The organism is Burkholderia sp. YHN3-13 (genome assembly GCF_055810675.1).
This window is the reverse complement of sequence record NZ_JBVVNQ010000009.1, coordinates 19,528-45,761: the sequence shown is the minus strand read 5'-3', so window position 1 is coordinate 45,761 and position 26,234 is coordinate 19,528. Positions and strand designations below refer to the sequence as shown.

Here is a 26,234-nt window from a genome sequence, read left to right as displayed (position 1 = left end):
ATGGCATCATATTTCAATGATTCGATTCTTAAATGGATGAGTGCGCGATGAAAACGCTCGACATCGAAGCCGTGCAAGCGTTCGTGCTGACCGCCGACCTCAAGAGCTTCACGCGAGCCGCGGAAGCGATGGACACGACGCAATCGGCCGTGAGCCTGAAGATCAAGCGGCTCGAAGAGGGGCTCGGCCGCCGCCTGCTGGAGCGCACGCCGCGGCAGGTCCGCCTGTCGGCCGACGGCACCGCGTTCCTCGAGCCGGCGCGCGAGCTGGTGGCCGCGCACCACGGCGCAATCGGCGCGTTCGGCACGGGCCAGCGGCGGCTGGTGATCGGCGTCAGCCACCATGTCGTCGGCGCCGATCTGCCGATGCTGCTGCGACGCATGAGCGAAGCGGAGCCGACACTCGTGCTGGAGATCCGCGTCGCGGCGTCGCGCGACGTGCTCGATGCATTCGACCGCGGCCAGCTCGACGCGGCCGTCGCGCTGCAGCACGACAGCCGGCGGCTCGACGGCGAGACCATCCTGTCGGAGTCGTTCGGCTGGATGGCCGCAGCCGATTTCGAGTACCATCCGCCGCAACCGCTGCGGCTGGCCACGCAGGCCGAACCTTGCAGCGTGCGGCGCATGGCCGTTGGCGCACTGGACGAGGCCGGTGTTCCGTGGACCGAGGTGTTCGTCGGCGGCGGTATCGCGACGATCGGCGCGGCGGTATCCGCGGGGCTGGCCGTCGCGGCGCTCGGGCATCGCGTGGCGCCCGCCGGCACGGTCGACGTCGGAACGCGATACGGGCTGCCGCCGTTGCCGGCGCGCGACGTGGTGCTCCATTCCAGCCTGACCGACGCGCGCGCCCGGCAGGCACTGCGCACGCTCGGCGCGGCGCTGCGGTCGTCGATCGGGGTACGTTGACGTCGCACGCACGGGTGCGTTCCGAAGCCCTCACGGGGAAAACCATGCGCCCGCTGCGCGAACGGTTCAACGAGCGCGGGGCCGCCCTTCAGCTATCCACGCGATCGACCTCGGGAGCCCACGGTCGTTCGACGGGCGGCATGCTCGCGCACGGTGGCCATCTTCGTCTTCGTCTTCGTCTTCGTCTTCGTATCCGGCACATCGCCCGAGCCGGGTTTCGACCGCATCGAAATGCTTCGATGCGCACCACGGTAAAATCCCCGTTTCGTCCCGTCCGCGCGTGCAGGTGCCATCCACGTGCGGGCCGATATCCCACGCTAGGCCATCATCACCTTGACTTCCTTACCCGTTGCTCGCGGCGCATGAGTTACACGCTCGCCACCACCTATATCCGCGAACTCGAGATCCGCAAGATTCGCGAGTCAAGACACAAAAAATACATTTAAAAACAATACGTTAATAGAGTAACACCCTAAAAAGAAAATATGTTATCAAGCCTGTGTAGGCGTGATGTAGGCATCTTAGAGCACTGCCAAACCATGCCAATCAACATCGCCACCCGGCTCCACCGTCCTAGAAGCCCTATGGACAACGTCGGGCACGTTGCTGAAGCTCAGCGCTCCCACATGGGTTTGGTTACGGTAGCTTCCCGAACACGCGCGCTGACGATCCAGTACTGGCGTTGGCCATGCCCGCCGGGGACAACTACCCGGACGGGGAAGAGCGCCGACTGTTCTACGTGGCCCTGACTAGGGCGCGGCGCAGCGTGGGGCCATGTTCACGGCACGCGGTCAGCGTTCGAGCTTCTTGCGGGAACTCGAGCAGGACGGCGCGGTGTCGATCACCGACACCGACGACCAGGTCGTTCAGGAGGAGGAATGCCCCTCGTGCAAGCAAGGGGTTCGGGTGTTGCGCAACGGCCCCTATGGGGAGTTTCGTTCCTGTTCCAACTTCCCTGCCTGCAAGTACAAGAAGCGGGGAAACGCGCCACTGCTTGCGTCGGAGAAGGCGATAAGGGCTCGCTGAATAGTCAACCGAACTCGCACAGATAGGCGCTTGGTCGCGTTCCGTACCTGCGCCTTTTACTCGTTGGGTTGCCGCCGTTTTGCCTTCGGTCTTGCCAGGGTTCAGTGCTCGTTGCCCCGGAGAACGCTGGGCCACGGTCCACCCGCATGATTCGCCCCAGGCGGTCGGTAGTCGCCGGGTGATTCGACAAGATCATGTCCCATTGTCGATCACGGGCATTCTGCCCGGTACACGAGACGACGTCCTGACGGATCTCGCTTGACATGCGCTCGTCGATACCAATTGGCTTGTCGGCAACGAGCCAGCGCGCACGTTCGGCCGCCTCCTGCTGCCGCCTACGAGCCTCCGTTTGCTCCCGCTGCCGTGCAGCCTCCGCCTGCTCCGCGCGCTCCAACAATTGCCCCTCCTCGCGCCCCTTCTCAAGGCCACGATCGAAGCCCACTGAGTCACCGTCGTCTTTTCCTTCACCGTAGCCCTCTGCTTTAGCTACCTGAACTCGTTTGTTGACTTCGGCCGTGTGGAGCTCCGCATTGGTCTCTAGGATTTCTTGGTGGCGAGCAAGCCTCATCAACGACAGTTTGCCTAACCAGCGGTCGACCCTGGACTGCAACTCGTCTTCCTCTTGCATCTACGTCCTCGTAAATTCCTACCTGTTCCGACACCCCAAGCGGCAACGAGCCACCGAATTATCAGACGATTCTACGTCGAATGGGGCCGGGAATTGAAGGAGGCAACACAGCAAATAGCAACCGCAAGCCCCAAGGGGAAGGGCATGCTTGTTCATTTGGCGGCCACACCGCAGCCGACCGACGTGTCACGCCTAGCCTGTCTCGTGTCAATCACGGCCCTCCTCATCCTATCGTTCGTGTTCTCGCGTCAATGTAGATTTTCTCGGTCACATATGACCTATCTGAGTACGGTTGGCTACAGCCGCTCCACCGCTGCACTCCCGCATCGGCGCACTTCGCTCAGGAACTCCCCATGCATCCCATTCTTACCTTCGCCATTGGCAATGCCGTTGTCGCAATTCTTATCTCTACCGGCATCCTGCTGTTTCTCAGGCGGCGCGCAACTCCAACGCCCACCCCAACGTCGCCTACACCTATCACCGTTACCTCCCCGGTTCAGTACGAGCTACTCGATCCAACGATCGAAGAATGGGAAGCCCAAACCCCCTACCCTGATCACGCACTACATGCTTTTCGACATACGCCGCCGACATCCTCTCAGACATCAGACTACCCCACTCGCTGTTTACCCGATCCATTTCCCGACGACAGTGAATCGTTCGAAACCCAATCCTTTCGACGCCGTTTTGAATCGCCAGCACGCAACGAACCTCTCGACTCTCCATCGTCGTTCCCGGCTACGCCCCATTCGTCCAAAACAACAGCTACCGATTCCACTCACTTCTCGTACGCGCCTGCGTGGGCGACAGGGGCTCTGTCGCCTAGCGGAGAGACACGAGCCTGTCCTCAATGTGACTCCCCCCATGTCGACGTGCTCAACGTCGGCCGGAAAGCTGGCAGTACGCTTGGCAGCGTCGCCGGCGCGACGAGCGGTGTCGCCATGGCGCTGTCCGGGGCCGAGGCGGGCGCGGCCGTCGGTGCCATTGGTGGTCCGCTTGGCGCTGTGTTCGGTGGCCTGACGGGCGCCGTCATCGCCGGGTTGATTGGCAGCGCAGCCGGCTCGGTCGCTGGTTCCGCTGTCGGCGGCGTACTTGACGACAGTCTTCTCGACAATTACCGGTGCGTATCGTGCGGTCACACCTTCGGCGCGCAATACCGCTGATCACCGCCGTCGTGGCAGTCGTTCTCGCCATCCGCCTCTTCCGCTCCCCGCTCATTCAAACCAATCTGCCCGACATTAGTCGGGCGCTATGCCATTTCTATCGAAAAGGAGTATTCAATGCATCTCCTCCAAACCATGGCCTACGTCGGTCGAGAGCCCTGGCACGGTCTCGGCAACCGCCTCGCCGCCAACCAACCGATCGACGTCTGGGCCGATCGCGCCGGTATGAACTGGTCGATCGAATCGTCCGAAGTCCGGTACGTGTCCGGCTCCGCCGGCATCGGCTCGATCCACGCCTTTCCCGACCAGAAGGTGCTGTATCGGTCGGATACCAAGGCACCGTTGTCCGTTGTCTCCGCGCGCTATCAGGTCGTCCAACCCCGCGAGATCCTCGAGTTCTACCGAGACCTGACGGAAGTCGGCGGATTCGAACTCGAAACGGCTGGCGTGCTCAAGGAGGGTCGCAAATTCTGGGCACTCGCCAACACCGGTCAATCCGGCATATTGAAGGGTAAGGATAACGTCAAAGGCTATCTGCTGCTGGCGACCGCCTGTGATGGCACACTCGCCACGACGGCGCAATTCACCTCGGTCCGAGTTGTCTGCAACAACACGCTGGCGATCGCGCTCGGTGACGGCACGGGTGTCGTCAAGGTACCCCATCGTTCGCAGTTCGATGCCACCGCCGTCAAACGTCAGCTCGGAATCGCCGTGTCGTCGTGGGATGCATTCATGGTCCGCACGAAGGCGATGGCCGAGCGCAAGGTAACCGATTCGGCTGCCGATGCCTTCTTCCGGCGGGTGCTGACCTACACCGTCACGAATCCCGGCGAGCGTGACGGGACGACAGTCAACGAACGGGCACTCCGTGCGGTGAGCGAACTCTATGCCGGGCGCGGCAAAGGTGCGCAGCTGCCCTCCGCATCCGGTACGGCTTGGGGGCTGCTCAACAGCATCACCGAGTATGTCGACCACCATCGCCGCGCTCGCAGCGACGACCACCGGCGCGATGCCGCATGGTTCGGGCAAGGCGCGCTTATCAAGCAAAAAGCCTGGGACGAAGCGCTCAAGCTCGTCGTATAGCTCCCGTCTCGTATTCACTCACCCCGGCCCGGTCAGGTTCGCCTGCCGGGCCGTTCTGTTTCTGGAGGTTTCATGAGCATACCATCCAGTCGCGTTCGTTCGCGACGCCCTGCATTGAAGCTTGCCAGAACCGCCGAGCTATCGCGCGAGGACTGGCTCGCGGTTCGACGCACCGGCATTGGTGGATCGGACGCCGCGGCAGCAGTGGGCCTGAATCCCTATATGAGTCCGCTTGAGCTATGGCTCGACAAGACCGGCCGCGCGGACGGTTTGCCCGGGCCCGATCCGGACGACACAAGTTCGCCGACCTACTGGGGCACGTTACTCGAACCTATTGTCGCCGCGTCCTACACCAAGCAGACCGGCAATCGAGTTCGACGGATCAACGCCGTGCTGCGTCACCCGACGATCCCTTTCATGCTCGCCAACCTCGACCGGGAGATCGTTGGCGTGCCCGACGTCCAGATTCTCGAATGTAAGACAGCGGGAGAGTTCGGGGCCCGGCTCTGGCGGGAAGGCGTGCCCGAGTACGTACAAATTCAGGTTCAGCATCAGCTTGCAGTAACAGGCAAATCTGCTGCACACGTCGCCGTCCTGTTGTGCGGCCAGGCACTGGAAGTTCATCGGATCGAACGGGACGAGGCATTGATCGAGCGACTGGTCGAACTCGAAGCCCGTTTCTGGCGTTTCGTGGAGAGCGATACGCCACCGCCCGCAGACGGATCGGAGTCAGCCGATCGCGCCCTACGCCATCTGTATCCCGGCAACGGCGAAACGATCGATTTCAGCGGTGATCGTCACCTGTCTTCCGTGTTTGCCGATCTGGTCGTCGTACGGACCGAGATCGAGACGCGCCAGCAGCTCGAGGCGCAGTTCAAGCAGGCAATCCAGGAAGCCATGGGGGACGCCACGCGAGCCCTGTTCGAAACCGGCTCGGTCTCATTCAAGCGCAGCAAGGATTCGTCGTCGATCGATCTGGAGCGGCTACTGGCCGATCACCCCTCGCTCGAACAGCAATACGCCATCTCGAAGCCCGGTTCTCGGCGCTTCCTCATTTCTACCTAACCCCTACCGACCATGACAAATCTCGAATGTCTCACCGACATCATGACTTTTTCACGATATGGCGCGCTTGCCCAGGCGTTCGTCATGGACGCGCTCAGCAAGCATGCCGAGCGGGTTGCGACGGTGCCACTCGACCAGTTGCAAGCGCAATTTGGCGTTCACCCGATGATCAGCGTTCAAGCCTGGCAAGGCGTCGCGCGCGAGATCCACGACAAGCTCGAAGCACATTTCGCTCGGTAGCCAGTGCGGCAACTCGAAATCGCATCCCTCCACTTTACCTATTCAGCTTAGAGGCCATCATGCTCAAAGGTCTTGCTATCACTCCGCCCGTTGTCGGGCGCATCTCCATCGGTCGCATCGTCGAGAAAAACGGCAAGCGCATTCCCGAGAAGGACGACCAGTTCACGCTCACCACCCAGGTACAACAGCGTGGCGAGTGGATGTTGCATCCACTGAATGAAACGCTGCGCAAGGCGGCGTCCGGCAAGCTCCGCGCGATTCCGGTCCGCATGCTCTTCAACGATCCGGATCTCAACCTGCGTGCCGACTACAGCCTGTTCGACCGGGACACCGGGCGGCCGGTGTGCGTCGGCAACGGGGAAACGTGTCGTCGCGCGGGTGACGCCGGCATCGAAAACCTACCCTGCCCGTCGCCGGACGGCTGTGCCTTCGCGCGCCAGGGCGGTTGCAAGCCCTATGCGCGACTGAATGTGATCGTTGGCGACGAAGACGAGATGGGTTCGTTCATCTTCCGCACCACCTCGTACAACTCGATTCGCACCCTTGCCGCTCGGTTGCACTACTTCCGTGCCGTGTCCGGCAACCTGCTCGCCAGTCTGTCGCTGGAGCTTCGGCTGCGCGGAAAATCAACCACGCAGAGCTATCGGTCCGCAATCTATTACGTCGATCTAGGCGTGCGATCGGGCAGTACGCTCGAAGACACGCTGATGCAGGCGCGCGAACTCGATGCGCGGCGGCGAGCGGCAGGGTTCGATCAGGCCGCACTCGACGCGGCAGCACGGTCTGGCTTCGCGAATGGCGCGTTCGAAGACAGTCCTGACGAACGCGCCGCCGTGGCCGAGGAGTTCTATCCCGAGTCGGCGGGCCATCCGGATACCGGAAGCGGCGACGATACCGGTCAATCCGCGACGCTGCGCGGCAAGCTCGAGCGCAAAGCCGTGTTGCTGGGCGGCAAGGCAGCATGATGCGGTCATCTCGCTGGATTATTGCTCTGGCGATGTCGGCCACGGCCACTGCGCTCAGTCTGTCTGTATTGGCGGGTTGGCAACGCGGTGGCACGTGGCCGGAACGGCTCATCTGGATCGCGATTGGCGTGGTGCTCATCACGAGCGCGCATCTACTGCCGGCGCTCATCCGAGGTAAGCCGCTTGGCGTCAGAGTGATCGGCGGCCTGTTGTGGTTGGCATGCATGGCAACCGCCTGTTACGGCCACGTCACCTTCTTTCTGCTTGCCCAGCAGCATGCAGGTGCCCGGCGGATGGCCACTGCAGTTGCTTTCCCGCCCGCACCGCGCCGTAGCCTGACCGTCGTCATGGATGATCGGGCCACGATCATGCAGCAGCTCGCGACAATCGACGCACTACGGTGTCGTCGTGACTGCGTGATGCAAGAGGCACGCCACGTGACGCTGGTCGCGAAACTTGACGCGCTGAACGCAGAAGCCGACGAGGTGCGACACGTCGAAGCCGAACGCGATCGAGTCACCGATCAGCGCGACGCGTTACTCGTCGATCCGGTCACGTCGCGACTCGCGGCGTTACTCGGTGCGACGACTGCGCGTGTCGATCTGCTGTCGGGGTTGACGTTCGCGACCGTACTGGAAAGCGCCGCCTGTTTGCTGTGGGTCATCGTGCTCGGGCGCTCTTCTGCCGAAGCGACGTCCCGTGACGCGACTCCCATGGAAATCCCGGTCGTCGCAGCCATGACTACGGCGGTACCCACAGTCGCGGCGGCAAGTTCGATGATGGAAACGGGTGAGACCGTTAGTCGCAATTTAGACGATCCGAATGAAAGGCCGTCGATCGTGACACGGCCTGACGACGCGGTGACTCGACTCGCGCACGACGTTGCGGCCGGTCTGGTCCGCCCCACCGTCGCAGACATCCGTATCCACCTCGGCTGTTCACAAGCCAAAGCGTTGGCACTTCGCCGGCGACTCGCCGAACTCAACCTGCCGGCATAAACCGGGCTTTCGCCCGGTTCTCTTTTCTTAATTCCCCCGGACGTCCTCGCATCCAGCCAAGCCTGGAGGCCGTTGCTCGTCCACTCACTGGAGAACACCATGAATTCGACATCCAACCGTCTGCCCGGCCCGCGCTTCAAGCTCGGCCGAGTCCTTGCCACACCCGCCGCGCTGAGTGTCGTCGCCAATGCGAACGTCTCGATCATCAATCTGTTGATCCGACACGCCTGCGGGGACTGGGGAGATCTATCTGAATCCGATCGGGAACAAAACGAACTGGCCGTCGATGCTGGATCACGGATCCTGTCCAGTTATGTCCTCGCTGATGGACAGACCGTTTGGCTCATTACTGAATGGGATCGGTCCGTGACAACGCTTCTGCTACCTGGCGATTATTGAACGGCACTCCGCCTAGCGAATAGTCGCCGTCTAGGCAACTCGAGGCGGTGACCGTTAACGCAGACGCTGCCGCTTGATTTCCGGCGGCGTCGCCGCATTCGCTCGGCGCTCTCCCGTCGGTTTCAGCGACACGCCATCCAACGGCGCAAAGAGTTCGGCCAACGTCACATTGAGGACGTAGCAGATGTTCGCGAGCGTTTCGACAGATGGATTGGCGATACCACGCTCGATCGCGGAGATATACGTGCGGTCAACGTGCGCTTCGAAAGCCAATGTTTCCTGAGATTTCTCGGCCGCATGTCGACACTCCTTGACTCGCTTGCCAAGAGCAATCGAGATCGGGGCAGGTCTTGATGCAGCGGAAGTTGAGCGCCTAGTAGCCATGGCGTGCAGGATGCCCGCCCGTCGACTGATTAACGACGCTGTAAACACTTCAATTATAGACGTATATAATCTACATTACGACGTCCATTGGCTGCCTCGAGCGTCCTGCTGGTTCGAGCTCGTATCGATCCAGCTATATCCGTGCGCCTTGAATTGTCGAGTAAACACTACATCCAATGTGCCCATCCGTACGGGACGAGCACGTCAAACGGAGAAAGCAATGAAAGCCAAAAAACATACGGGGTTCAGCAAACACATCCTGGGCCTGTCTGTCGCGACCGCCCTTGCCGCCTGCGGCGGTGGCGGCAATTCTAGCCCCAGTCAGCCGTCACCCGGGGGCGGAGGCACGCCGACAACGCCGGCACCTGCGGTCACCGGTAAAGCCATCGACGGTTACCTGGTCGGTGCAACGGTCTGCTTGGACCTGAACAACAACGGGGTTTGTGATTCTGGAGAGCCCACGGCGGTCACGGACGGGACCGGCCAGTTCTCGATTCCGTATAGCGGCGACACAACCGGAAAAACGCTACTCGTCCAGGTCACACCGACGACCAAGGACCAGTCTCGCCCAGCGGGATTCCAGTTCCCCGCCACCTTCACGCTGTCGCAGGTCATCCAACCCACGACATCGCAGGTTATCAGTCCGCTCACGACACTGGTTGGCGCCCAAATGCAGACCGGTTTGAGCCACCCGCAGGCCATCGCTGCCGTGCAAAACCTGCTTGGCAAACAGGTCGATCCGAATGCCGACTACCTCGCGAACAGCGATGCGGCGACCCAAGCGCTCGCAGCGCAGATCGTGGACAAGCTCGGAACCTTCTCGGTCAAGGGCGCGGTCGATGCCGCGACGCTTCGCAATGCCCTGAACGCCATGGTCGCCAAGGGCAGCGTGACGGCGATCACTCAGGACGATCTAGCCACCCAAGCGGCAAAACCGGTCTACCAGATCGCGGACGCCTCGCAGGTCCTCGCCAAACCCACCTACAGCTTTGTCGATTACCTGATCTCGTTCTTCGGCGGATACAACCCGACGCCGGGCTCGACCAATCAAGCGCTGGTTCGCAATGTCCGCCAGATCGTCAATGGGGCCCTGCAGACCGATCGACAGGAAAACCTGCCGGCCGGAACCGACAACTGGACCAATGTCGGTCTCGGTGCGTACAACGGCGACAAATACGACGGGCTTGCCGGCGAGTACGCGCTGAAGAAAGACGGAACGTGGTCGAACCTCGTCTCGGAGACTCAGCGGCTCACCCCGCTGCCTCTTTCGCGTATCGGCGCGACGCTATCCGGCTCCGACCCGGTATCGGGTATGGGGTTCACGTATGAGGCACGTTCCGTTGACCTGTCCGGCCAACCCTTGTCGTTCGCCGCGCCTGCCGTACCGGGCTTCTATGACTTCGCTCATGCATCGCAATTGACCGGCACCATATTCCCGAGTGGCACGACTGCATACCTCGGCATCCAGACCTATTCGGCCGACCGCGTCGTACTGCCGGTATCCGTTCCGATGTGTGACAACGCTGTTGTGCAAGGCGGGTTGGTCTGCGGTGGAGTTCCCGCCTATATGGACGGCAACACGATCGTCATGACGTCCGGCAGTTCGACTACGACGTACAACTCGGTTCAACAGGCTGTCGGCATCGCTATGGCCGGACTGAATGTCGGACTGGGCACGATTCAGCTGTCGGCAGATCATCGCGCCGTCGTCGACAACACGCTTGGCACGTGGTCCGCATACGCCAGAAACGCCAATGTGCTGGTACTCGACTTCGCGACCGCCGATATTTCGGCACTGACTTCGGGGAACGCTCGACTCCAACCTCTCGCCCTCGGCGCCAAGCTTGTCGTTGCACTTCGCGCTGGACGACTGCAGGTCGGCTGGCTGTACCCGTCTACTTACACCGACAAATCCCTGCAGTTCGCATCCGATCTTCCTGGCACCTTGTTGACCGCACTTAACTCGGTCGTCGCCGCGCCGCATTGAACTAAACAGCTTGCAATGCTTGGCCTGGGTTCTGGCATGTACCCCCCTCGGATAGCCAGAACCATTTCAGCCGACCGGCTCGCCGGTCGGTTTTTTTGTACCCGCGGTCGCTCAAACCACCGCGTCACGATCGCGTCTTCAATCATATTTCCAGCCATGGCAACCACCCACTTTCGCCAACGTCTCGCAGTACCAATTGCGATCGCTTTCGCAGCCCTCATCCTCAGTGGCTGCAAGGGCGATGCCCTCGACTACCGTAACACTCAGATCGTCAACGGCAAGGTCTATGCTGGTGACGCGAACTCACCGTTCTCCGGAAAAGTCACAAACGTGCCAGTCCCCGACATTCTGAATAACCAGCCGGGCTACCAACGGATGATGCAAAGCAGCGCGTACGTCGTGCCCGAAGCTTATCGTGATGGCATCAGTCCGATGGCCATCCATCAGTTCCTCTGCGATGCAAAGGTGACCGAGGGCATACTCGATGGTGATGTCGTCTGCAAGGCGCCGCAATCGGATACCGTTCGCATGAAAATGTCGTTCAGCAGCGCTGCACTCACCGGCTCGATGCAGGTCTTTGATAACACCGGTGATCGTACCGTCCTAGATGTCAATTTTAGCAACGGCAAGCCGGACGGGGCAGAGAAGGTCTACTACGCACCGACCAGACAGCTCATCGGGGAATTTCCATGGAAGCACGGATGGCTCGACGGCACGGTCAAGACGTACGACGGCAAGACCGGAAACACGCTCCTGGAAGCACACTATGAAAACGGTGCGGCCAACGGGCAAATGATCCGCTATGCACCCGATGGCAAGCGCGTCATCTACCGCTCATCATTTTCCAACGACAAACTCGACGGTGCCGAGGATCGATTCGATCCCAACACTGGCGAACTCATCAGCCACGACGTATGGCAAATGGGCACGCGGGTACCAACGCCAGAAGAAGCACAGACTACAGCGAACACGCTCGCAACCCTTGAGCATAGCAAAAAGGTGAAAGCCTGTATCCGCGACCTTCGAAACGCTACGCCACCGGACCCGATGGACGTTAGTGGTCAGCAAGAAGCAAAGTGGTCAGAGGAATGTGAGCAACGCTTCCCGCCTGTCGGCAACAATGCAGCAGCATCCGCGTCGCCCTCTTCATCGGCCCCTACCGAGGATCGCAACGCGTGGCCGACCGAAGAAAACGCGTGTACACAAAAGTGGCAGAATAATTTCGTAGCCAAGAATGGTCCCGATGCGATCATCCCGTACGACATGGCATGGGAATGGGTCGACAACTGCCGAGCCGGGAAGCAGCCGTCGTAATCCACCGTTTCCGGCGGGTCTGCGGGATATCGTTCGAAGATTCGCCGTTTCATTTTTTTGACTATTCGCGCTGAATCTGGACGTAGATGGATTATTCGATTCAGAATAACGAACAATTAAGCGAGCGGTATTCTTGGCCAGTCGGTGCTGGTGATCCAGACTCGGATGCTCCGCGACTACTCGTTTCAGACGAGAGATTCCATTATGTCAAATTAAAATGATCCAAATGGAATCCGCGAGCCGCTGCCGCTCTTTTCCGTAAAGCTGTTCCCGTTTCTATTGCAATTTGTTCCTGGCTGTCGGCCACGCTCGGACTTCGCTCTCACCCGTGGTTTATGCGCCGCAGTCGGCGCCAGGCGTCAGCCTGTTCATACCGCTCCGGTTCCGGTAGGGTGCGGGATCGCGCGGGACTTTGTCCATTGGGTCGGATGGCAACGAAACCGGGAGAGGCCGCTGTTCGGGCCGTTTCGGTTTCGTTGCTTCGCGGTTGCCGAGCAACCAGCCTTTTGCAATGACCTGACTGCGGTTCTATTCTGTTCTGATTGTGCGACCGCGCGCGGAGAGCAACATGCGTAAACCTGCGGAGCTTGCCGAAAAATTCTTTGGCGTCCCCTATGAATCACTGGACGAGCGCACGAAGAATGTTGCACATCTCATCTCGGAGCGAAAGCACGTCGCGAGAGACCCCACGAAAGAACTGGATGCAGCGGCAACGCGCGGCCAGCGCGCAGCGGATGCCGTTGCCGCCTTCGGCGGGTCGTGGATATTCATCACGTGCTTTGTCGTCGTCATGGTCGCCTGGGTCAGTCTGAATTCGCTGATTCTGGCAACGTACAGCAAGGCCTTCGATCCTTACCCGTATATCCTGCTCAACCTGTTTCTCTCGATGCTGGCAGCTATCCAGGCACCCATTATCCTGATGGCGCAGAACCGGCAGTCATACAAGGACCGGGTCTCTGCCGAACACGATTACGAAATCAATCTGAAGGCCGAACTCGAGATCATGTTGCTCCATGAAAAATTGGACGGGTTGCGCGAGGAGCAATGTACTGAATTGCTGAACATGCAGAAGGAACAAATGGCGGCGCTGAAGAACCTGCTCGAGTCTGGCAGGACGTGAGCAATGGGGTATCCGGGGCGCCAGCTTCGCGAAACGACGCGATCGAATGGCGAACGACGCGGCCCGGCCATCCATGGCGACTGCCGGTCGTTTCTTCCGATCGATCTGTTTGGGAGAATCGCCGTACAACGGGATATGAAAGGAGAACTTCGACACGGCGACGTGTGCGTTGCCGAGCCGCGGCATCGGTCATGATGAAGCGCACCGGAAGGACGCTGTTTTCATGTGACGCCCGCAGCCCTGACCTACCATCCTTCCCGTTGCCCTGCCCCATGCGGCCCCTGGTCATCGGAACGCCCGGAATGATTCATGTGGTCGCGCGAAGTGTCGCCTCGATTCCATCCGCTTTCGTGATTGCCGCCATACGCACCGCCATACCCCCCGTTTCGATCGCCGCGATAGCCCTCACCGGGTACCCAAAAGCATCCGGCAAGCACGGTCGCAATAGCCGCAAGACAGACGTAGACAGACGCACGCATGTTGCTCTCCTTGCCGGTCGGATCCAGGCACGTTGCTTCGTTTGATCGACCGGAGACGAATGACGGAATCATTCACCGCTGACGTGAACCACGTCGATGTGCGTGTACAGGTCACGCACGAACGAACGGATGGTTGCAGAGGACATCGTCCCGACAACGAGATGGCGTGTCTGTACGGTGAAGGACGCTTGCGGAGACGGACCGGTTGCGCGGCATCGACCGACATTCACCCGCACACGCTGCACGTGCCGCGAAGCCGAACGCGACGCGGGACAACGCGGATGTTGCGCCTTTGTACGCTGTCGTACCGCATCCGTGGCCGTCCTGACGTAGCCTCGAAAGCTCGGGCAACAATCAGGAGACGATGATGCTACGACGAACATTTCTATGGGGTACGCCGGGATCGATCCTGGCTGTTTCCCCTCGCGGTTTCAGGTTGCACGATGACCGGAACATCCGACGCCAGCGGCCACCAGACCGACAAACGCCACACCATCGATGCGGGTGTCGACTCGACCCTCGCACGTCTTTACTCCAGCGCCAACGGCTTACATGAACTTGTCGGTAAGGCGCGTGGCGTGCTGGTGTTCCCATCGGTCATCGCGGCCGGCTTCTGGATCGGCGGTCAGTACGGTGAAGGCTCGCTGCGCGTGGCCGGCAGCACCGTCGGGTACTACAGCACCACGACCGGCTCGATCGGGCTGCAGATCGGCGCACAATCGAAAGCCATCATTTTCCTGTTCATGACCGAGGACGCGCTTAATCGGTTCCGTAGCAGCGAAGGCTGGTCGGCAGGCGGCGACGCATCAGTTGCAGTCCTGAAAGTTGGTGCGAACGGCAATGTCGACACCATCACCGCGACCGCGCCGATCGAAGCATTCGTGCTGACGAACAGCGGGTTGATGGCGGGTGTGACGCTTGAAGGAACGAAGATCTCGAAGCTGAAGACACTGTAGTGCTCAGCGTGAGCCGGCAGACGCGGCGCCCTGAGGACGCGGCGGCGGATCTGAATTCGACTCGCCTGAACGGCGCGTAACCGTGCTCGTGTGGCACCTGTCCGGCAACGGAGCGGACGCGCGCGCGCTTCATCGCGGCTCATCCTTCCGCGGTCGACACCGCTCAGGCCTGCCGACCGCGATCGATTTCCCGTCAACTGCTCCGTGAAATATCGGTTCCGTATCGAGTGCGCGTGATTGCGCCCACCTTGATGAGACATGTGCCGGCACTATAATTTTTGATGCAGGATTCCCGCTCGAACGGTCTCCCGAACTCATCGAGAAAAGGGACATATTGCTGCCGCCATCCCGTCCGGTCGTCGGATCGGTAAAGTGTGAGGATTGGCCTCTCCCGCCGATTCCCACTGCGCCCCTAATGGCTGGATTCTTCATCGTCGCCCGAGCGCGAGCGCAGGAGCCACGCATGCAGGACAACCCGCCCATCACCGAAAATCACCTGCTTGCCGCGCTGCCGGAAAACGAACGCGCTCACCTCGCCGCTTACCTGACGCTCGTCGACATGCCGTTGGGAAAGGTGCTGTACGAGTCGGGCGGCCAGCTTCATCACGTCTATTTTCCGACCACGTCGATCGTGTCGCTGCTGTACGTGATGGAGGACGGCTCGTCTGCGGAAATCGCGATCGTCGGGCATGAGGGCATGATCGGTGTGTCGCTGTTCATGGGCGGCGAAACGACGCCGAGTCGCGCCGTCGTGCAAAGCGCTGGGCAGGCCTACCGGCTCGACGCGAGCGTCCTGAAAGAAGAATTCAGGCGTGGCAATGCGATGCAACGCCTGTTGTTGCGCTATACGCAGGCGCTCATCACGCAGATGGCGCAGACCGCGGTGTGCAACCGCCATCATTCCATCGATCAGCAGCTGTGCCGCTGGCTGCTGCTCAGTCTCGACCGCCTGCCGTCGAACCAGTTGCGCATGACGCAGGAACTGATCGCCAACATGCTGGGCGTGCGGCGGTCGGGCGTGACGGAGGCTGCATTGAAGCTGCAGGACGCGGGCCTCATCCGCTACAACTACGGCCATATCGAAGTGCTGGACCGACCCGGGCTCGAAACGCGCGTGTGCGAATGCTATGCGGTGGTCAAACGCGAATTCGATCGCCTGCTTCCCGATCTGAAGAGACTCTAGCCGCCACTGAGCCGCATCGTGCCGGCCTTCCCCGCAACTGCACTCGATGCCCGAGAAGGCCCGGAAGCGGCCGATCGACACCTTGCCGCCAACCTCGCCTCATCCGACGACCCAGTACGGCGCCCGATTGTAGTACTGGTGAAGCGACAATCCCCACTGCGATTGCGTCATCACCGGCCAATGCTCGTCGTCGAAGCCAGGGGTGCTTTTGACATGCGCGGCGGTCACGTCCAGGTGGAAACATTTGTCACCGACATCGTATTTCATCGCACTCCACGGAATGGCACAAAGCATCTCGCCCATGCCGCCGCTGGACGCTACCGCGTAGGCAATTTTGCCGTGGTGCAAATCGAGCACGATGTCGAACACGTTGCCGATATCCTCACCGTCCGACGCGATGATCTTGCTGCCCCTCAGGACATCGGCGGTCGTCACCATATGACCGGGTTCATCGCCAGCATCGCGTTCGACGAGCTTGCCCCCGTTGCCGTCATCCCCGGATCGGTCGGGGGTGTGGAGCATCCTCATGATGTCCTCCTTGGACAAGTTCCGGGAATATCCGTCTCGTACACGGCCTCGACATCGAAAGCGGCACTCGACGCACGAGGAAACGCTGCGCGCACCGGCATTGGAAGTCGGTACGGTTCCGTACCCGAGCACCTCGGGAATATTGGCTCGCCGACGCTCCGACCGATTCCGCCACGCTTATCGATATCGCCGAATACCGGCGACGACTCGATCCTTCGTAGTCTCGCAGGGCGCTGCCCCTGCGCTAGCGGTGCTTGATGTGCAACGACTTCCGGTGATGCTTTCGATGGGCCGGGCGGGAGATCATCCTCGTGACACCACCGATCGACGGCGGATCGCTGGCGGGGAACGTCCCCTCCACCGCCTCGTCGACATTGCGCTCGCTCTTGCCACCGTTCGTATGCTGCTCTCGATACCTGCTGCGCATAACCGCCTCCGTGGAGTTGATGGTCGGATCGGGCCGGATTCATCTGGCCCACCAGCGTGAAACGCCTCCGGTCACGATGCCAGCATAGGCCCGATTGGAATATTCCGCCCGGTGCGAGCGTGATCCGCCGGACATCGCGAAACGGCCACGTACACCGGCAAACCGTCCGGCATCGGACAGACTGAGCCCGCGCATCCCGCGTATAGCTGGGCTACCGGGCCGAAATTCGCCGCCGACCGGATGCGTCGCGGTACGTCGACTTCTTCCCAATTTTTCACCAGGATCCGCCACGACACTCGTTCTTCTCGCTCTCCCCCGACAGATTGCCGGCGAGTTCTCCGTGGCGGCGACAGTCGCCCTCGGCGCGGCCGTCTTCCCCTCACTCTCGAATGCCCGCGGCTCCGCACCGGATCAAGCACCGCCCCACATCATGCCCGTGGCGGCGCAAAGGTCGATCGACGGGCGCATCAACAGCCTGCACCAGCGGCTTGGCATCACGCCTGGCCAGGAATCGCTGTGGCAGCCGGTGGCGCAGGTGATGCGCGACAACGCGAACGCGATGGAATCGCTCAGGAAGGCACGTAGCGATCACGCGAACGACATGAGCGCGATGGGCGATCTTCATTCCTATGGCGAAGTCACCAACGTGCACGCAGATGGCGTCAAAAAGCTGACCACGGCGTTTCAGCCGCTTTACGACAAGATGTCCGATACGTAAAAGCAGAACGCGAATGCGATTTTCCGTGGCAACGGTCGCCACCTGATCAAGGAGCAATAGTTCCGGACCTTCTGCCGATACCGACTGTCGATGACAGCCGCTGACCGGCAGATTGCGGATCGTACACGGGAGAACATGATGGACGTTTCTGCCGGACACGCACGTCGAAACACGGTGGCGCCGAGATCAGGCACGCGGCTCGTCGGCATGATCGTTGCGTTCGGCTGCCTTGTCGTTGCACCGCAGTTGCATGCGGAGAGAATGAATCACGGCTGGGACAAGGGCAATCACGCGCGCATGACACATCAGGGCGGTCGCTACTACGACCATCACCGGCATGGAGGCGACGGCTATTACGATGGCGAGGATGACGCTTATGCCGCGCCTCCGATGGTTTACGAGCCGGCACCGGCGCCCGGCGTCTCGCTGTTCATCCCGCTGCGGCTGCGTTGACGTACGAATCCAGTCCGGCGGACGGGTACACCTGGCGGCACGTGGATGTGGCGATCCTCACTGCTTCGTGATCCTGATGACGAAGCTGGCGAGGAGGTGTCGCGACATGCCGGGAGGGGCGGTTCGCGCCCGTGCGCGCATTGTACGGTTTCGTACCGCATCGGGCATTCGTCGCGTGTAGCGTCTCAATCATGCCGGCCACCCGAGGGGACGCGCTTGGCAGGCATCGCTCCGCATCGGCGGGCGAACGGCTGGATACCACTGCACGGCAGGCAGGTCAGCCGGATCACCGAAGTGCCGGGCATCGCTCTGACGAGGACATCATGTTGCGAAGCATCCGAAGGTTGCACGGAGACACGGTTCGAGCGAAGGACGGCGATATCGGGCACATTAACCAGGCCTACTTCGACGACGACAACTGGTGTATTCGCTACCTCGTCGTCGAGACGGGCGACTGGCTGCACGACAGACGGGTTCTAATCTCGCCATATTCCGTAACACATCCCGAATTCCGCACGCTATATGTCAGTCTGTCGCAAGAGCAGGTGAGAGACAGCCCGAATCTGGACACGCACAAGCCGGTATCGCGCCAGCACGAGATCGAGTACCTGCGTTACTACAACTACCCGACTTACTGGGGCGGCCCGAACCTTTGGGGGATGGGTGCTTACCCGGCTTTCGATCCGGCCGGACCGTCGCAGGATCTCGATGCCGGCGACCCGCTGTTCTCGCACGGCGCGCCGGCCAGTGCGCCGACGGATACGCATTTGCGCAGCACCGGCGAGGTCGACGGATATCGGCTCGAAGCCACGGACGGACATATCGGTCACGTGTCCGACTTCATTTACGACGATGAAGCCTGGGTGATCCGCTATCTGGCGATCGACACGTCGAGCTGGTGGTCGACCGGCAAGGAAGTCCTGATCGCGACGCACTGGCTTGACCAGGTGGAATGGCATACGGAAACGGTGTCGGCCACGCTCACGCGCGACGCGATCCGCCGCAGCCCTCCCTACGACGACTCGCAGCTCGTGCATCGAAGCTACGAAATCGAGTTGCACGAATTCTACGGCAAGCACGGCTACTGGCCCCGAGACCGATAACGCGGACGACGGGCCGTCAACGCAACCACCATCCCGTTTGGGATGTTGCGTGACCGAACGCCAAGGAGCAGTTGCATGACCTCAACCGATTTCCCGTCAATCCAAGGGGCGGCACTCGATGCGCTCTGCATCAATACGCTGCGCTTCCTGTCGATCGATGCCGTGCAGAAAGCGGCGAGCGGCCATCCAGGCCTGCCGCTCGGCGCCGCGCCGATGGCCTATGCGCTATGGATGCGTCATCTCAAGCATCACCCGGCCAATCCGGCATGGTTCGATCGCGATCGCTTCATCCTGTCGGCCGGACATGGATCGATGCTGTTGTACAGCCTGCTCCACCTCACCGGCTACGACCTGCCGCTAGATCAGATCGGCCGCTTCCGGCAATCGGGCAGCCTCACGCCCGGCCATCCGGAGCGCGGCCTCACTCCGGGTGTCGAGACGACGACCGGCCCGCTCGGCCAGGGTTTCGCCAACGCCGTCGGCATGGCGATGGCGGAAACGCAGCTCGCCGCGTGCTACAACCGTCCCGGCTTCGAGATCGTGGATCACCGCACCTACGCACTCGTCAGCGACGGCGACCTGATGGAAGGCGTCGCGGCGGAAGCGGCATCGCTTGCCGGCCATCTCCAGCTCGGCAAGCTGATCTGCCTGTACGACGATAATCGCGTCACGCTGTCCGCCGGCACCGCGATCACCTTCACCGAAGATCGCGCACAACGGTTCGACGCCTACGGCTGGCATACCGAAACGGTCGAAGACGGCAACGACCTGGCCGCCATCGATGCGGCGCTGGTCAACGCACGCGCCGAGCAGCGACGTCCGTCGTTGATCCTCGTGCGCACGCATCTCGGCTATGGCTCGCCCAACCGGCAAGACACGTACCAGGCTCACGGATCGCCACTCGGCGATGCCGAGGTGCGCCTGACCAAGCACAACCTCGGCTGGCCGCCCGATCCCGCGTTTCATATTCCCCCACCGGCGCTCGCGCATTTTCGCCGGGCGCTGGCGGAGGGGCGAGTACGGGAAGAGCAGTGGAACGCGCGGTTCGAGGCCTATACGCGCGCGTTCCCCGAGCTGGCTCGGATGCTGCTGAACACTGTGCACGGCAAGCTGCCCGACGGTTGGGACCGCGATATCCCGGTCTTTCCGGCCGATCCGAAAGGCATGGCGACGCGGGTCGCATCCGGCAAGGTGTTGAACGCCCTCGCCTCCCGCGTCCCGTCGCTGGTCGGCGGCTCCGCCGACCTAAACCCCTCCACCTTCACCGCGCTAATCGGGCTCGGCGATTTCGAGGCCGCCGGCGTGAACGCGCTCGACCGACAAGGGTCCGACGGCGGCGGCTGGAGCCGTAGCGGCCGCAATCTGCATTTCGGCGTGCGCGAGCATGCGATGGGCGCGATCCTGAACGGCTTGGCGGCCCACGGCGGCATCCGGCCATTCGGCGCGACCTTTCTGATCTTTTCCGACTACATGCGTCCGCCGATCCGGCTCGCCGCATTGATGCGTCTGCAGGTGATCTACGTGTTCACGCACGACAGTCTCGCCGTCGGCGAGGACGGTGCGACACATCAGCCGATGGAGCAGCTTGCCGGACTGCGTGCGGTCCCGGGCCTGCTGGTGATTCGACCGGCCGATGCCAATGAAACCGCCGTCGCGTGGCGTGTGGCGCTCGAAGCGCGGGAGCGACCGACTGCGCTGGTACTGACCCGCCAGGACGTGCCGACCATCGATCGCCTCCGGTTCGCGCCGGCCGAGGGCTTGCGGCGTGGCGGCTACGTCTTGGCCGATGCCCCCGATGGCCACCCCACGCTGATCCTGATCGCGACGGGCTCGGAAGTCACGCTCGCGCTGGCAGCACAAGTCGAATTGCTCGCGCGCGGCGTAGCGGTTCGGGTGGTGTCGCTGCCCTGTTGGAGATTATTCGACGCTCAGCCCCAGCCATATCAGGACGCCGTGCTGCCGAAGTCGGTCGGCGCGCGGCTGGCGATCGAAGCGGGTGTGTCACAAGGCTGGCACCGCTATGTCGGCGATCGTGGCGACGTACTCGGCATCGCGGGTTTCGGCGCGTCGGCGCCGGGCGCCCAGCTGATGCGAGATTTCGGCTTCACGGTCGAGAACGTCTGCGACCACGCACTGAAACTGCTCGCCTGATCCGTGGACGGCCCGTACGCGTATCAACCGTTCGGGCCGCAGCTGGCATGGCACATACCGGCTTCGAGTACCGCGTCGACCATCGACTGGGCATCGGGCACGATGCGCCACGTGATCCGCTCCGCTCTCCTGTATAAGGCACTGGCGCATTCTCGTTCGCGCACGGCCGTGACTGCCGGCATGCGCGTGGCGGACGGCGGGCGCCGGGACCTTCCACAACCAACCGAACGCGCGAAGCGCCGCCCATTCCGCCACCCGCCATGCTCAAGCGGTGGCGGGCTTGCCGGCTCGGCGCTCGAGCATGAGAATAAGGGCGATGATGCTGACGACATGCATGCGTTCAGATGGCGTCGGACTGCCGTGTTCGAGAATCGATTCCAGCCTAATTCGCCAGAGTGCCCATGGCGCAGGCTCACCGGGGGCGACGCGTGCAATGAGTCGTTCGAGTGAACGGAGGTCTTCCTCGATTGCTGTGTGGGCCATGGCAATGCTCCGGTTGTCGTGAGGAACGGCGGACAGTCTATGCCGAAGCACTGCGCCGCTCTGCCCGCTACCGTACATCGCATGCGCGCGGGGCACTTCCCGGCAGCGACGGCCGCAATGCAGGCGCCCGGCGCGATACTGTGCGACGGGCGCGGGGGGCATCGGCGCCCCGTCCGGCGCGAGCCGTCCCGTGCGTGCCGCGCACCACCCTCCACGACGTCGCATGGCGACCTGCGGCCGACACGCGGCGAGCACAACGTGATCCACGCGAGGTATGCAAAGTGACCGAAACGATCGGATGCCTCATCTTCGGAGCCCTGCTGATTTTCATGGGACTCATCGGATCGTCGCTTAAGCGCCTGCCGCTGAGTGCGGCCATGGTGTATCTCGGGATCGGCTTTCTGGTCGGACCGGCCGGCACCGGCTTCCTGTCGCTGAAATTGCCGGACGACGTCACGAACTTGCGCATTGCTGCCGAAATCGGCTTGCTGATCTCGCTGTTCGCGATCGGCCTGAGGCTGCGTGTCCCGCCCGCCGATCCCCGCTGGATGCTGCCGCTGCGGCTCGGCGTCGTCGCAATGATCTTCACCGTGGCGTCGATCGCCGCGCTCGGCGTGCTGGTGCTGAATTTGAATCTCGGTGTCGCGGTACTTCTCGGCGCGATGATCGCGCCGACCGACCCCGTGCTCGCTCATGACGTCGGCGTGCGCGACGCGGGTGACGTCGAGCTGGTACGTTTTTCGTTGTCCGCCGAAGGTGGGATCAACGACGGCACGGCCTACCCGTGCGCGGTACTCGGCATGCTTTTGTGCGGTTCCGGCACGACGTCGGCGCTTTACTGGAGCATGGTCGGCGGCATTGCATGGGGTATCGCGTCCGGTGCGGGCGCAGGCTGGCTGCTCGGCTTCGTCACGGCCCGGCTCGTCGCATTCCTGCGCAGCCGTCACAGCCAGGCGCTCGGCCTCGAAGGGTTCTTCGCGCTCGGCCTGATCATGCTGTCGTACGGTGTGGCGCTCGCCATTCATGGCTACGGGTTCCTGGCCGTGTTCGCGGCGGGCGTCGCGATGCGGCGCGTCGAACATCGAACGAGCGGCCAGAAGACGTCGAAGGAGACGGTCGGCGTCGTGAACAGCGAAGATGTCGAAGCCACCGCCACCGATCCCGACAAAGCCCATGCCTTCGTCGCGGAATCGGTCATGGGATTCACAATCGAGCTTGAACACATCGTCGAAGCCGTCCTGATCCTGCTGATCGGCGCGCTCGTCTCACGGTATTGGGCTGACATGCTCACCTGGGCGGGCGCGGCCGTGGTCGCGACACTGCTGTTCGTCATCCGGCCGGCCGCCACCCAGCTTGCGCTGATCGGCTCCCGGGCGTCGCACCACCAGCGCCGGCTGATCAGCTGGTTCGGCATTCGCGGCGTGGGTTCCCTGTATTACCTGATGCTGGCCATCGAGCAAGAGCCGCGCGCGCAACTGTTGCCGATGGTTCCGTGGGTACTGGCCATCATCGCCGTGTCGATCGTGCTGCACGGTATTTCAGCTGCGCCGCTGATGCGTCGTTATGCGTGAGACCCAGGACGGGCGTAGTGACGCGATGCGTGGGCTGGTCGAACGGTTTGGCGCGATGCCACACCCGACACTCAAGGTGCCGGGCGACAGTCCTTCCATGAACTTGCAGCGTCGATGATGTCCCGCGTCACAGCCTGCCCAGCCGCATCAGTATGAGTAACACGACCAATACCAAGCCCAGCAATCCGCTTGGACCATAACCCCAGCCGTTGCTGTAGCGCCGGGTCGGGATCATCCCGACCATCAGCAGCACGGCAACGATCAGTAGAAGTAGTCCCAGTGACATGCCGTCTCTCTTCAATCAATCCGGCCAGTCATGCCGCGATGCGTCCGCATCGTTGGCCTCGCCGAATGCAATCGAACCGATGTTTCCGTCGAAACGCTCCCGAGCGATTCCACGTCGACGCGCGCACGCGCCGTTCGTCGCCGGTCGCGTCGAAATTCGCGGGGTCGCCTCTCGAATGCCGGAGTTACCCGGACGGAAGTCGTCCTGCTTCTTCATGCAGGGCTCGTGCGCGATGCACCCGGTTCGGGACGTGCATCGACTCTTTCGATATCAAGGTAGGCGGACGCGGGCGTGGAGTATGTCCGGCGACGTACCGGACGCACGGCACCGCGCGACGGATCGACCTGTCGACACCGACGAGCCGACGATCGTGGGTACCACCTGCGAAGTTCGTCACCTGCTTTTTCGGGTGACGGGACCCGGTTCAGTGGAGATGCCCTCCGAACAAACCGAGCAACCCGATGACGATCAGGTAGATCGCAACGATGTAATTCAACAGCCGCGGCACGACGAGAATCAGAATGCCGGCGATCAGCGAAACCAGTGGGCCTGCGCTCGTGAGGATGTGCATATGCCCTCCGCAAGATTGAAAACGACAGATGGATACGAATCCGCGCTGCCTCCGATGCTCGTTACAGCGACTTGACCCAGGCGACACGCGGGCTCTTGGCGGTCGCGCAAGAGCGCGCAAGGAGCGAGCCGACGCCGGCGGCGGTGATGTGGCATTCGTCGATCTGGCGGCCGCTCGCGTCGGATGTGCCGGTCGTCGTGCATCCCTGCACCACGACGCAGATAGCAAGACGCGATCCCTGCGTACCTCATGTAAGTGTTTTTCGCTGCATGATTCGCCTCAGGCAGTTCGTGGATATCCCCGACGCTACACACTGGCGAACGTGAATGCGGTACGAAAGCGTACCAAGCATGTAAAAACAGACAACCACCCTTCGCAGCGATCGACCCGGGAGCCGCCCGCATACACCTGCTCGCGTGGCGGTGCCGGTTCACGTACGGCATCGTACCGACTTCCGTCACGAACGCGCTCAACCTGTATTCCGGCATCCTGATTGTCGCGCGCCGAAGCACCAGTACGACGCTTCGATGGTTCAGGATTTCGTACCGGTGAAACATGCGATCCATGTCAAGGAGCAAGATGATGAACAGGGATCAGATGAGAGGCCGCATCGCGGAAGCGAAGGGCAAACTGAAGGAAATGGTCGGCAGAATCATGGGAAATCGATCGACCAGGATGCAGGGCAAGGTCGAACAGGTCATCGGAAAGACGCAAGCGTCATTCGGTGACGCGAAGGAGCAACTCAGGAAGCGGCCGTAGGATGCTCACGCGAACGGTTCGGTTCTATCGCACCGCGCGATCGGGCAACGTGACGCGAATTCACCGGATGTTGACGGCGCGTGCAGGCAACATCCGGCGCTACCCGCTTCCCGACCGACCTTCAAGATATCGCAATGCGTCGAGGGTGGTCGCTGTGCACGTCGGCAAGCGGCTTGTGCTGCGCGTCTCCCACGCCGGGAAAGAACGTGTCCCACGCGTCCCGGACACCTTTCGCCGCGGTCGCATCTGCGGTCGCATCCACTGCAAGCGTCTCCTGGTCGCTCGACTTGGCCGGATCGGAACACAAGCCTCGCCAGCGCGTAAAGGTGAGCATCGGCTTTTCCGTCCATTCGCCGTCGCCGAACTTCGCAAACGCCGTGTCTCCGCTCACCAGTCGAACCTCATACCATCCGTCGCGCACAGGCGCATATTGGTCCAGCGTAAACCATCGTGTAGATTGGATTTTCATCGTTGCCTCATGGGTCCATGGATCGTTGTACAGGAAAAACCCGGTCGACGCGTGCGCGCTAATCGGCGCACCGATTCAGCCACAGCCGGCCTGCGGCGGTCATGTTGATCGAACCGCCGGTGCGCGACTCGTATGCAAGCCCGTGAGTCAACAGTTCATCGGCTATGACGCGTGGAATATCGGCTTGTGAATCGGGAATCCGATCAAGCGATTTGAGGGTCTCGACAACCTCGGGTGAAAGTGGGATGCACATGGCGGCCTCCTCGGTATTGACTTCATGTTGAACCGAGCGACACGCGCGGGTCTGTACGGTATCGACTATTTGGACGCAGGTTTTGCGGCACCTCGCTGACGCCAGATGATCAACCTGAATCGACAATATGATTCGGTATCCGATATTTTTATTGCGCAACCGGTTTTGAACGCGCACACTACAGAGACCTGCCGGTTCGTTGTCAAGGCATCGGCGCCCTCGAATCCTTCGGCGCCAACGGTCGCTCTGTCAGGAGCACATCATGACCATTCCCACTCTCGAATATCGCGGCCGTGAACTCCGCGTCTATTCACAAATGCTTTTCCCGCCGTTCGGCGATCCCCACGCCCCCGGTCCGAAACGTTTCGGTTCAATCGTACGCATCGACACGATTCCGTCGACCTCGGCAACGGCGCCGCGTTACTCGACCATTTTCGAGCATGGCGCTCCGCAAACGGCGGCGCTCGCCCTCGATCTGGCGATGCAATTCGGCAAGGACATCGTCGACGGCAGAATCGCCCCTACGGCGATCTGATCCATCCGCCGCATCGGACTCGATGCGGCGTC

General features: G+C 61.7%; 30 protein-coding genes and 1 pseudogene. 21 read left to right on the top strand and 10 right to left on the bottom strand.

Features of this window, described 5'->3' with window-relative positions; all coding sequences use genetic code 11:
• The first annotated feature begins 47 nt into the window (after positions 1–47).
• On the top strand, positions 48–905 hold the full coding sequence (locus tag AC0KUR_RS20695) for a LysR family transcriptional regulator (RefSeq protein ID WP_059556698.1): 858 nt from the start codon (positions 48–50) through the stop codon (positions 903–905).
• 774 nt (positions 906–1,679) lie between these two features.
• The gene (locus AC0KUR_RS20690; protein ID WP_431643447.1) at positions 1,680–1,931 is read left to right on the top strand and encodes a topoisomerase DNA-binding C4 zinc finger domain-containing protein; all 252 of its coding nucleotides are present in this window, start codon (positions 1,680–1,682) and stop codon (positions 1,929–1,931) included.
• 4 nt (positions 1,932–1,935) lie between these two features.
• Here the strand turns inward: AC0KUR_RS20690 and AC0KUR_RS20685 are convergent, their stop codons facing one another.
• Complete coding sequence (locus tag AC0KUR_RS20685; RefSeq protein WP_431643449.1) at positions 1,936–2,559, bottom strand: hypothetical protein; 624 nt, start codon at positions 2,557–2,559, stop codon at positions 1,936–1,938.
• A 353-nt stretch (positions 2,560–2,912) separates the two neighbouring features.
• Here AC0KUR_RS20685 and AC0KUR_RS20680 point away from each other — a divergent pair, with 353 nt between their 5' ends.
• The 7 genes from AC0KUR_RS20680 to AC0KUR_RS20650 all read left to right on the top strand — a co-directional run bounded on the left by AC0KUR_RS20680 (position 2,913) and on the right by AC0KUR_RS20650 (position 8,472).
• Positions 2,913–3,722: a hypothetical protein gene (locus tag AC0KUR_RS20680; RefSeq protein WP_431643451.1), complete on the top strand. Its 810-nt coding sequence runs from the start codon at positions 2,913–2,915 to the stop codon at positions 3,720–3,722.
• A 117-nt stretch (positions 3,723–3,839) separates the two neighbouring features.
• A complete protein-coding gene (locus tag AC0KUR_RS20675) occupies positions 3,840–4,805 on the top strand; it encodes a DUF932 domain-containing protein (RefSeq protein ID WP_431643453.1) in 966 nt (321 codons plus the stop codon).
• Positions 4,806–4,877: 72 nt separating this feature from the next.
• Positions 4,878–5,870 carry a YqaJ viral recombinase family nuclease gene (locus AC0KUR_RS20670; protein ID WP_440658747.1) on the top strand — a complete coding sequence of 331 codons (993 nt, stop codon included), beginning with the start codon at positions 4,878–4,880 and terminating at the stop codon, positions 5,868–5,870.
• Between the two features lie 12 nt (positions 5,871–5,882).
• On the top strand, positions 5,883–6,110 hold the full coding sequence (locus AC0KUR_RS20665) for a hypothetical protein (protein ID WP_440658746.1): 228 nt from the start codon (positions 5,883–5,885) through the stop codon (positions 6,108–6,110).
• 59 nt (positions 6,111–6,169) lie between these two features.
• Positions 6,170–7,075: a recombination directionality factor gene (locus AC0KUR_RS20660; protein ID WP_431642885.1), complete on the top strand. Its 906-nt coding sequence runs from the start codon at positions 6,170–6,172 to the stop codon at positions 7,073–7,075.
• Positions 7,075–8,073, top strand: a complete 999-nt coding sequence (locus tag AC0KUR_RS20655) for a hypothetical protein (protein WP_431642888.1) — start codon at positions 7,075–7,077, stop codon at positions 8,071–8,073. The genes AC0KUR_RS20660 and AC0KUR_RS20655 overlap by 1 nt, the downstream gene beginning before the upstream one ends.
• A gap of 99 nt (positions 8,074–8,172) precedes the next feature.
• Positions 8,173–8,472: a hypothetical protein gene (locus AC0KUR_RS20650; RefSeq protein WP_124470068.1), complete on the top strand. Its 300-nt coding sequence runs from the start codon at positions 8,173–8,175 to the stop codon at positions 8,470–8,472.
• Positions 8,473–8,526: 54 nt separating this feature from the next.
• Here AC0KUR_RS20650 and AC0KUR_RS20645 read toward each other — a convergent pair whose 3' ends face one another.
• On the bottom strand, positions 8,527–8,856 hold the full coding sequence (locus tag AC0KUR_RS20645) for a helix-turn-helix domain-containing protein (RefSeq protein WP_124470067.1): 330 nt from the start codon (positions 8,854–8,856) through the stop codon (positions 8,527–8,529).
• A gap of 220 nt (positions 8,857–9,076) precedes the next feature.
• Here AC0KUR_RS20645 and AC0KUR_RS20640 point away from each other — a divergent pair, with 220 nt between their 5' ends.
• The 5 genes and pseudogenes from AC0KUR_RS20640 to AC0KUR_RS20620 all read left to right on the top strand — a co-directional run bounded on the left by AC0KUR_RS20640 (position 9,077) and on the right by AC0KUR_RS20620 (position 15,895).
• The gene (locus AC0KUR_RS20640; protein ID WP_431642883.1) at positions 9,077–10,843 is read left to right on the top strand and encodes a hypothetical protein; all 1,767 of its coding nucleotides are present in this window, start codon (positions 9,077–9,079) and stop codon (positions 10,841–10,843) included.
• Between the two features lie 156 nt (positions 10,844–10,999).
• Positions 11,000–12,157, top strand: a complete 1,158-nt coding sequence (locus AC0KUR_RS20635) for a toxin-antitoxin system YwqK family antitoxin (protein WP_431642881.1) — start codon at positions 11,000–11,002, stop codon at positions 12,155–12,157.
• 568 nt (positions 12,158–12,725) lie between these two features.
• Positions 12,726–13,277 carry a DUF1003 domain-containing protein gene (locus AC0KUR_RS20630; RefSeq protein ID WP_234743373.1) on the top strand — a complete coding sequence of 184 codons (552 nt, stop codon included), beginning with the start codon at positions 12,726–12,728 and terminating at the stop codon, positions 13,275–13,277.
• Positions 13,278–14,123: 846 nt separating this feature from the next.
• Positions 14,124–14,712: pseudogene (locus AC0KUR_RS20625) on the top strand (BPSL1445 family SYLF domain-containing lipoprotein).
• 463 nt (positions 14,713–15,175) lie between these two features.
• Entirely contained in the window at positions 15,176–15,895 is a 720-nt protein-coding gene (locus AC0KUR_RS20620) for a Crp/Fnr family transcriptional regulator (protein WP_234743372.1), read from the top strand.
• A 99-nt stretch (positions 15,896–15,994) separates the two neighbouring features.
• Here AC0KUR_RS20620 and AC0KUR_RS20615 read toward each other — a convergent pair whose 3' ends face one another.
• Both AC0KUR_RS20615 and AC0KUR_RS20610 read right to left on the bottom strand, forming a co-directional pair.
• Positions 15,995–16,423 (bottom strand): PRC-barrel domain-containing protein, encoded by a 429-nt coding sequence (locus AC0KUR_RS20615; RefSeq protein ID WP_027792673.1) that lies wholly within the window; start codon positions 16,421–16,423, stop codon positions 15,995–15,997.
• A gap of 244 nt (positions 16,424–16,667) precedes the next feature.
• On the bottom strand, positions 16,668–16,850 hold the full coding sequence (locus AC0KUR_RS20610; protein WP_011548865.1) for a hypothetical protein: 183 nt from the start codon (positions 16,848–16,850) through the stop codon (positions 16,668–16,670).
• A gap of 340 nt (positions 16,851–17,190) precedes the next feature.
• On the opposite strand from AC0KUR_RS20610, the gene AC0KUR_RS20605 reads away from it, so the two are divergent.
• From AC0KUR_RS20605 to tkt, 4 genes are all read left to right on the top strand, one after another.
• Positions 17,191–17,568, top strand: a complete 378-nt coding sequence (locus tag AC0KUR_RS20605; protein WP_011548864.1) for a Spy/CpxP family protein refolding chaperone — start codon at positions 17,191–17,193, stop codon at positions 17,566–17,568.
• Positions 17,569–17,658: 90 nt separating this feature from the next.
• Positions 17,659–18,021 carry a hypothetical protein gene (locus AC0KUR_RS20600; protein WP_226153368.1) on the top strand — a complete coding sequence of 121 codons (363 nt, stop codon included), beginning with the start codon at positions 17,659–17,661 and terminating at the stop codon, positions 18,019–18,021.
• A gap of 323 nt (positions 18,022–18,344) precedes the next feature.
• Complete coding sequence (locus tag AC0KUR_RS20595) at positions 18,345–19,124, top strand: PRC-barrel domain-containing protein (protein ID WP_473376360.1); 780 nt, start codon at positions 18,345–18,347, stop codon at positions 19,122–19,124.
• Between the two features lie 75 nt (positions 19,125–19,199).
• A complete protein-coding gene (tkt, locus tag AC0KUR_RS20590) occupies positions 19,200–21,275 on the top strand; it encodes a transketolase (RefSeq protein WP_234743371.1) in 2,076 nt (691 codons plus the stop codon).
• Positions 21,276–21,539: 264 nt separating this feature from the next.
• Here tkt and AC0KUR_RS20585 read toward each other — a convergent pair whose 3' ends face one another.
• On the bottom strand, positions 21,540–21,758 hold the full coding sequence (locus AC0KUR_RS20585) for a hypothetical protein (protein ID WP_125381365.1): 219 nt from the start codon (positions 21,756–21,758) through the stop codon (positions 21,540–21,542).
• A gap of 281 nt (positions 21,759–22,039) precedes the next feature.
• On the opposite strand from AC0KUR_RS20585, the gene AC0KUR_RS20580 reads away from it, so the two are divergent.
• Complete coding sequence (locus AC0KUR_RS20580) at positions 22,040–23,329, top strand: cation:proton antiporter (RefSeq protein ID WP_125381367.1); 1,290 nt, start codon at positions 22,040–22,042, stop codon at positions 23,327–23,329.
• Positions 23,330–23,456: 127 nt separating this feature from the next.
• On the opposite strand, the gene AC0KUR_RS20575 is transcribed toward AC0KUR_RS20580, so the two are convergent.
• From AC0KUR_RS20575 to AC0KUR_RS20565, 3 genes are all read right to left on the bottom strand, one after another.
• Positions 23,457–23,615 (bottom strand): DUF3309 family protein, encoded by a 159-nt coding sequence (locus AC0KUR_RS20575; protein ID WP_088924800.1) that lies wholly within the window; start codon positions 23,613–23,615, stop codon positions 23,457–23,459.
• Between the two features lie 15 nt (positions 23,616–23,630).
• Positions 23,631–23,831: a hypothetical protein gene (locus AC0KUR_RS20570; RefSeq protein ID WP_006413579.1), complete on the bottom strand. Its 201-nt coding sequence runs from the start codon at positions 23,829–23,831 to the stop codon at positions 23,631–23,633.
• 208 nt (positions 23,832–24,039) lie between these two features.
• Positions 24,040–24,186, bottom strand: a complete 147-nt coding sequence (locus AC0KUR_RS20565; protein WP_006413561.1) for a DUF3096 domain-containing protein — start codon at positions 24,184–24,186, stop codon at positions 24,040–24,042.
• Between the two features lie 582 nt (positions 24,187–24,768).
• Here AC0KUR_RS20565 and AC0KUR_RS20560 point away from each other — a divergent pair.
• On the top strand, positions 24,769–24,945 hold the full coding sequence (locus tag AC0KUR_RS20560) for a CsbD family protein (protein ID WP_027792671.1): 177 nt from the start codon (positions 24,769–24,771) through the stop codon (positions 24,943–24,945).
• A gap of 121 nt (positions 24,946–25,066) precedes the next feature.
• Here AC0KUR_RS20560 and AC0KUR_RS20555 read toward each other — a convergent pair whose 3' ends face one another.
• Together AC0KUR_RS20555 and AC0KUR_RS20550 are read right to left on the bottom strand one after the other, a co-directional pair.
• Entirely contained in the window at positions 25,067–25,414 is a 348-nt protein-coding gene (locus AC0KUR_RS20555) for a hypothetical protein (RefSeq protein WP_011548858.1), read from the bottom strand.
• Between the two features lie 58 nt (positions 25,415–25,472).
• Positions 25,473–25,667, bottom strand: coding sequence for a hypothetical protein (locus tag AC0KUR_RS20550; RefSeq protein ID WP_034196223.1), 195 nt, complete (start codon positions 25,665–25,667; stop codon positions 25,473–25,475).
• Positions 25,668–25,929: 262 nt separating this feature from the next.
• On the opposite strand from AC0KUR_RS20550, the gene AC0KUR_RS20545 reads away from it, so the two are divergent.
• Positions 25,930–26,202 (top strand): hypothetical protein, encoded by a 273-nt coding sequence (locus AC0KUR_RS20545; protein WP_006413577.1) that lies wholly within the window; start codon positions 25,930–25,932, stop codon positions 26,200–26,202.
• Positions 26,203–26,234: the final 32 nt, after the last annotated feature.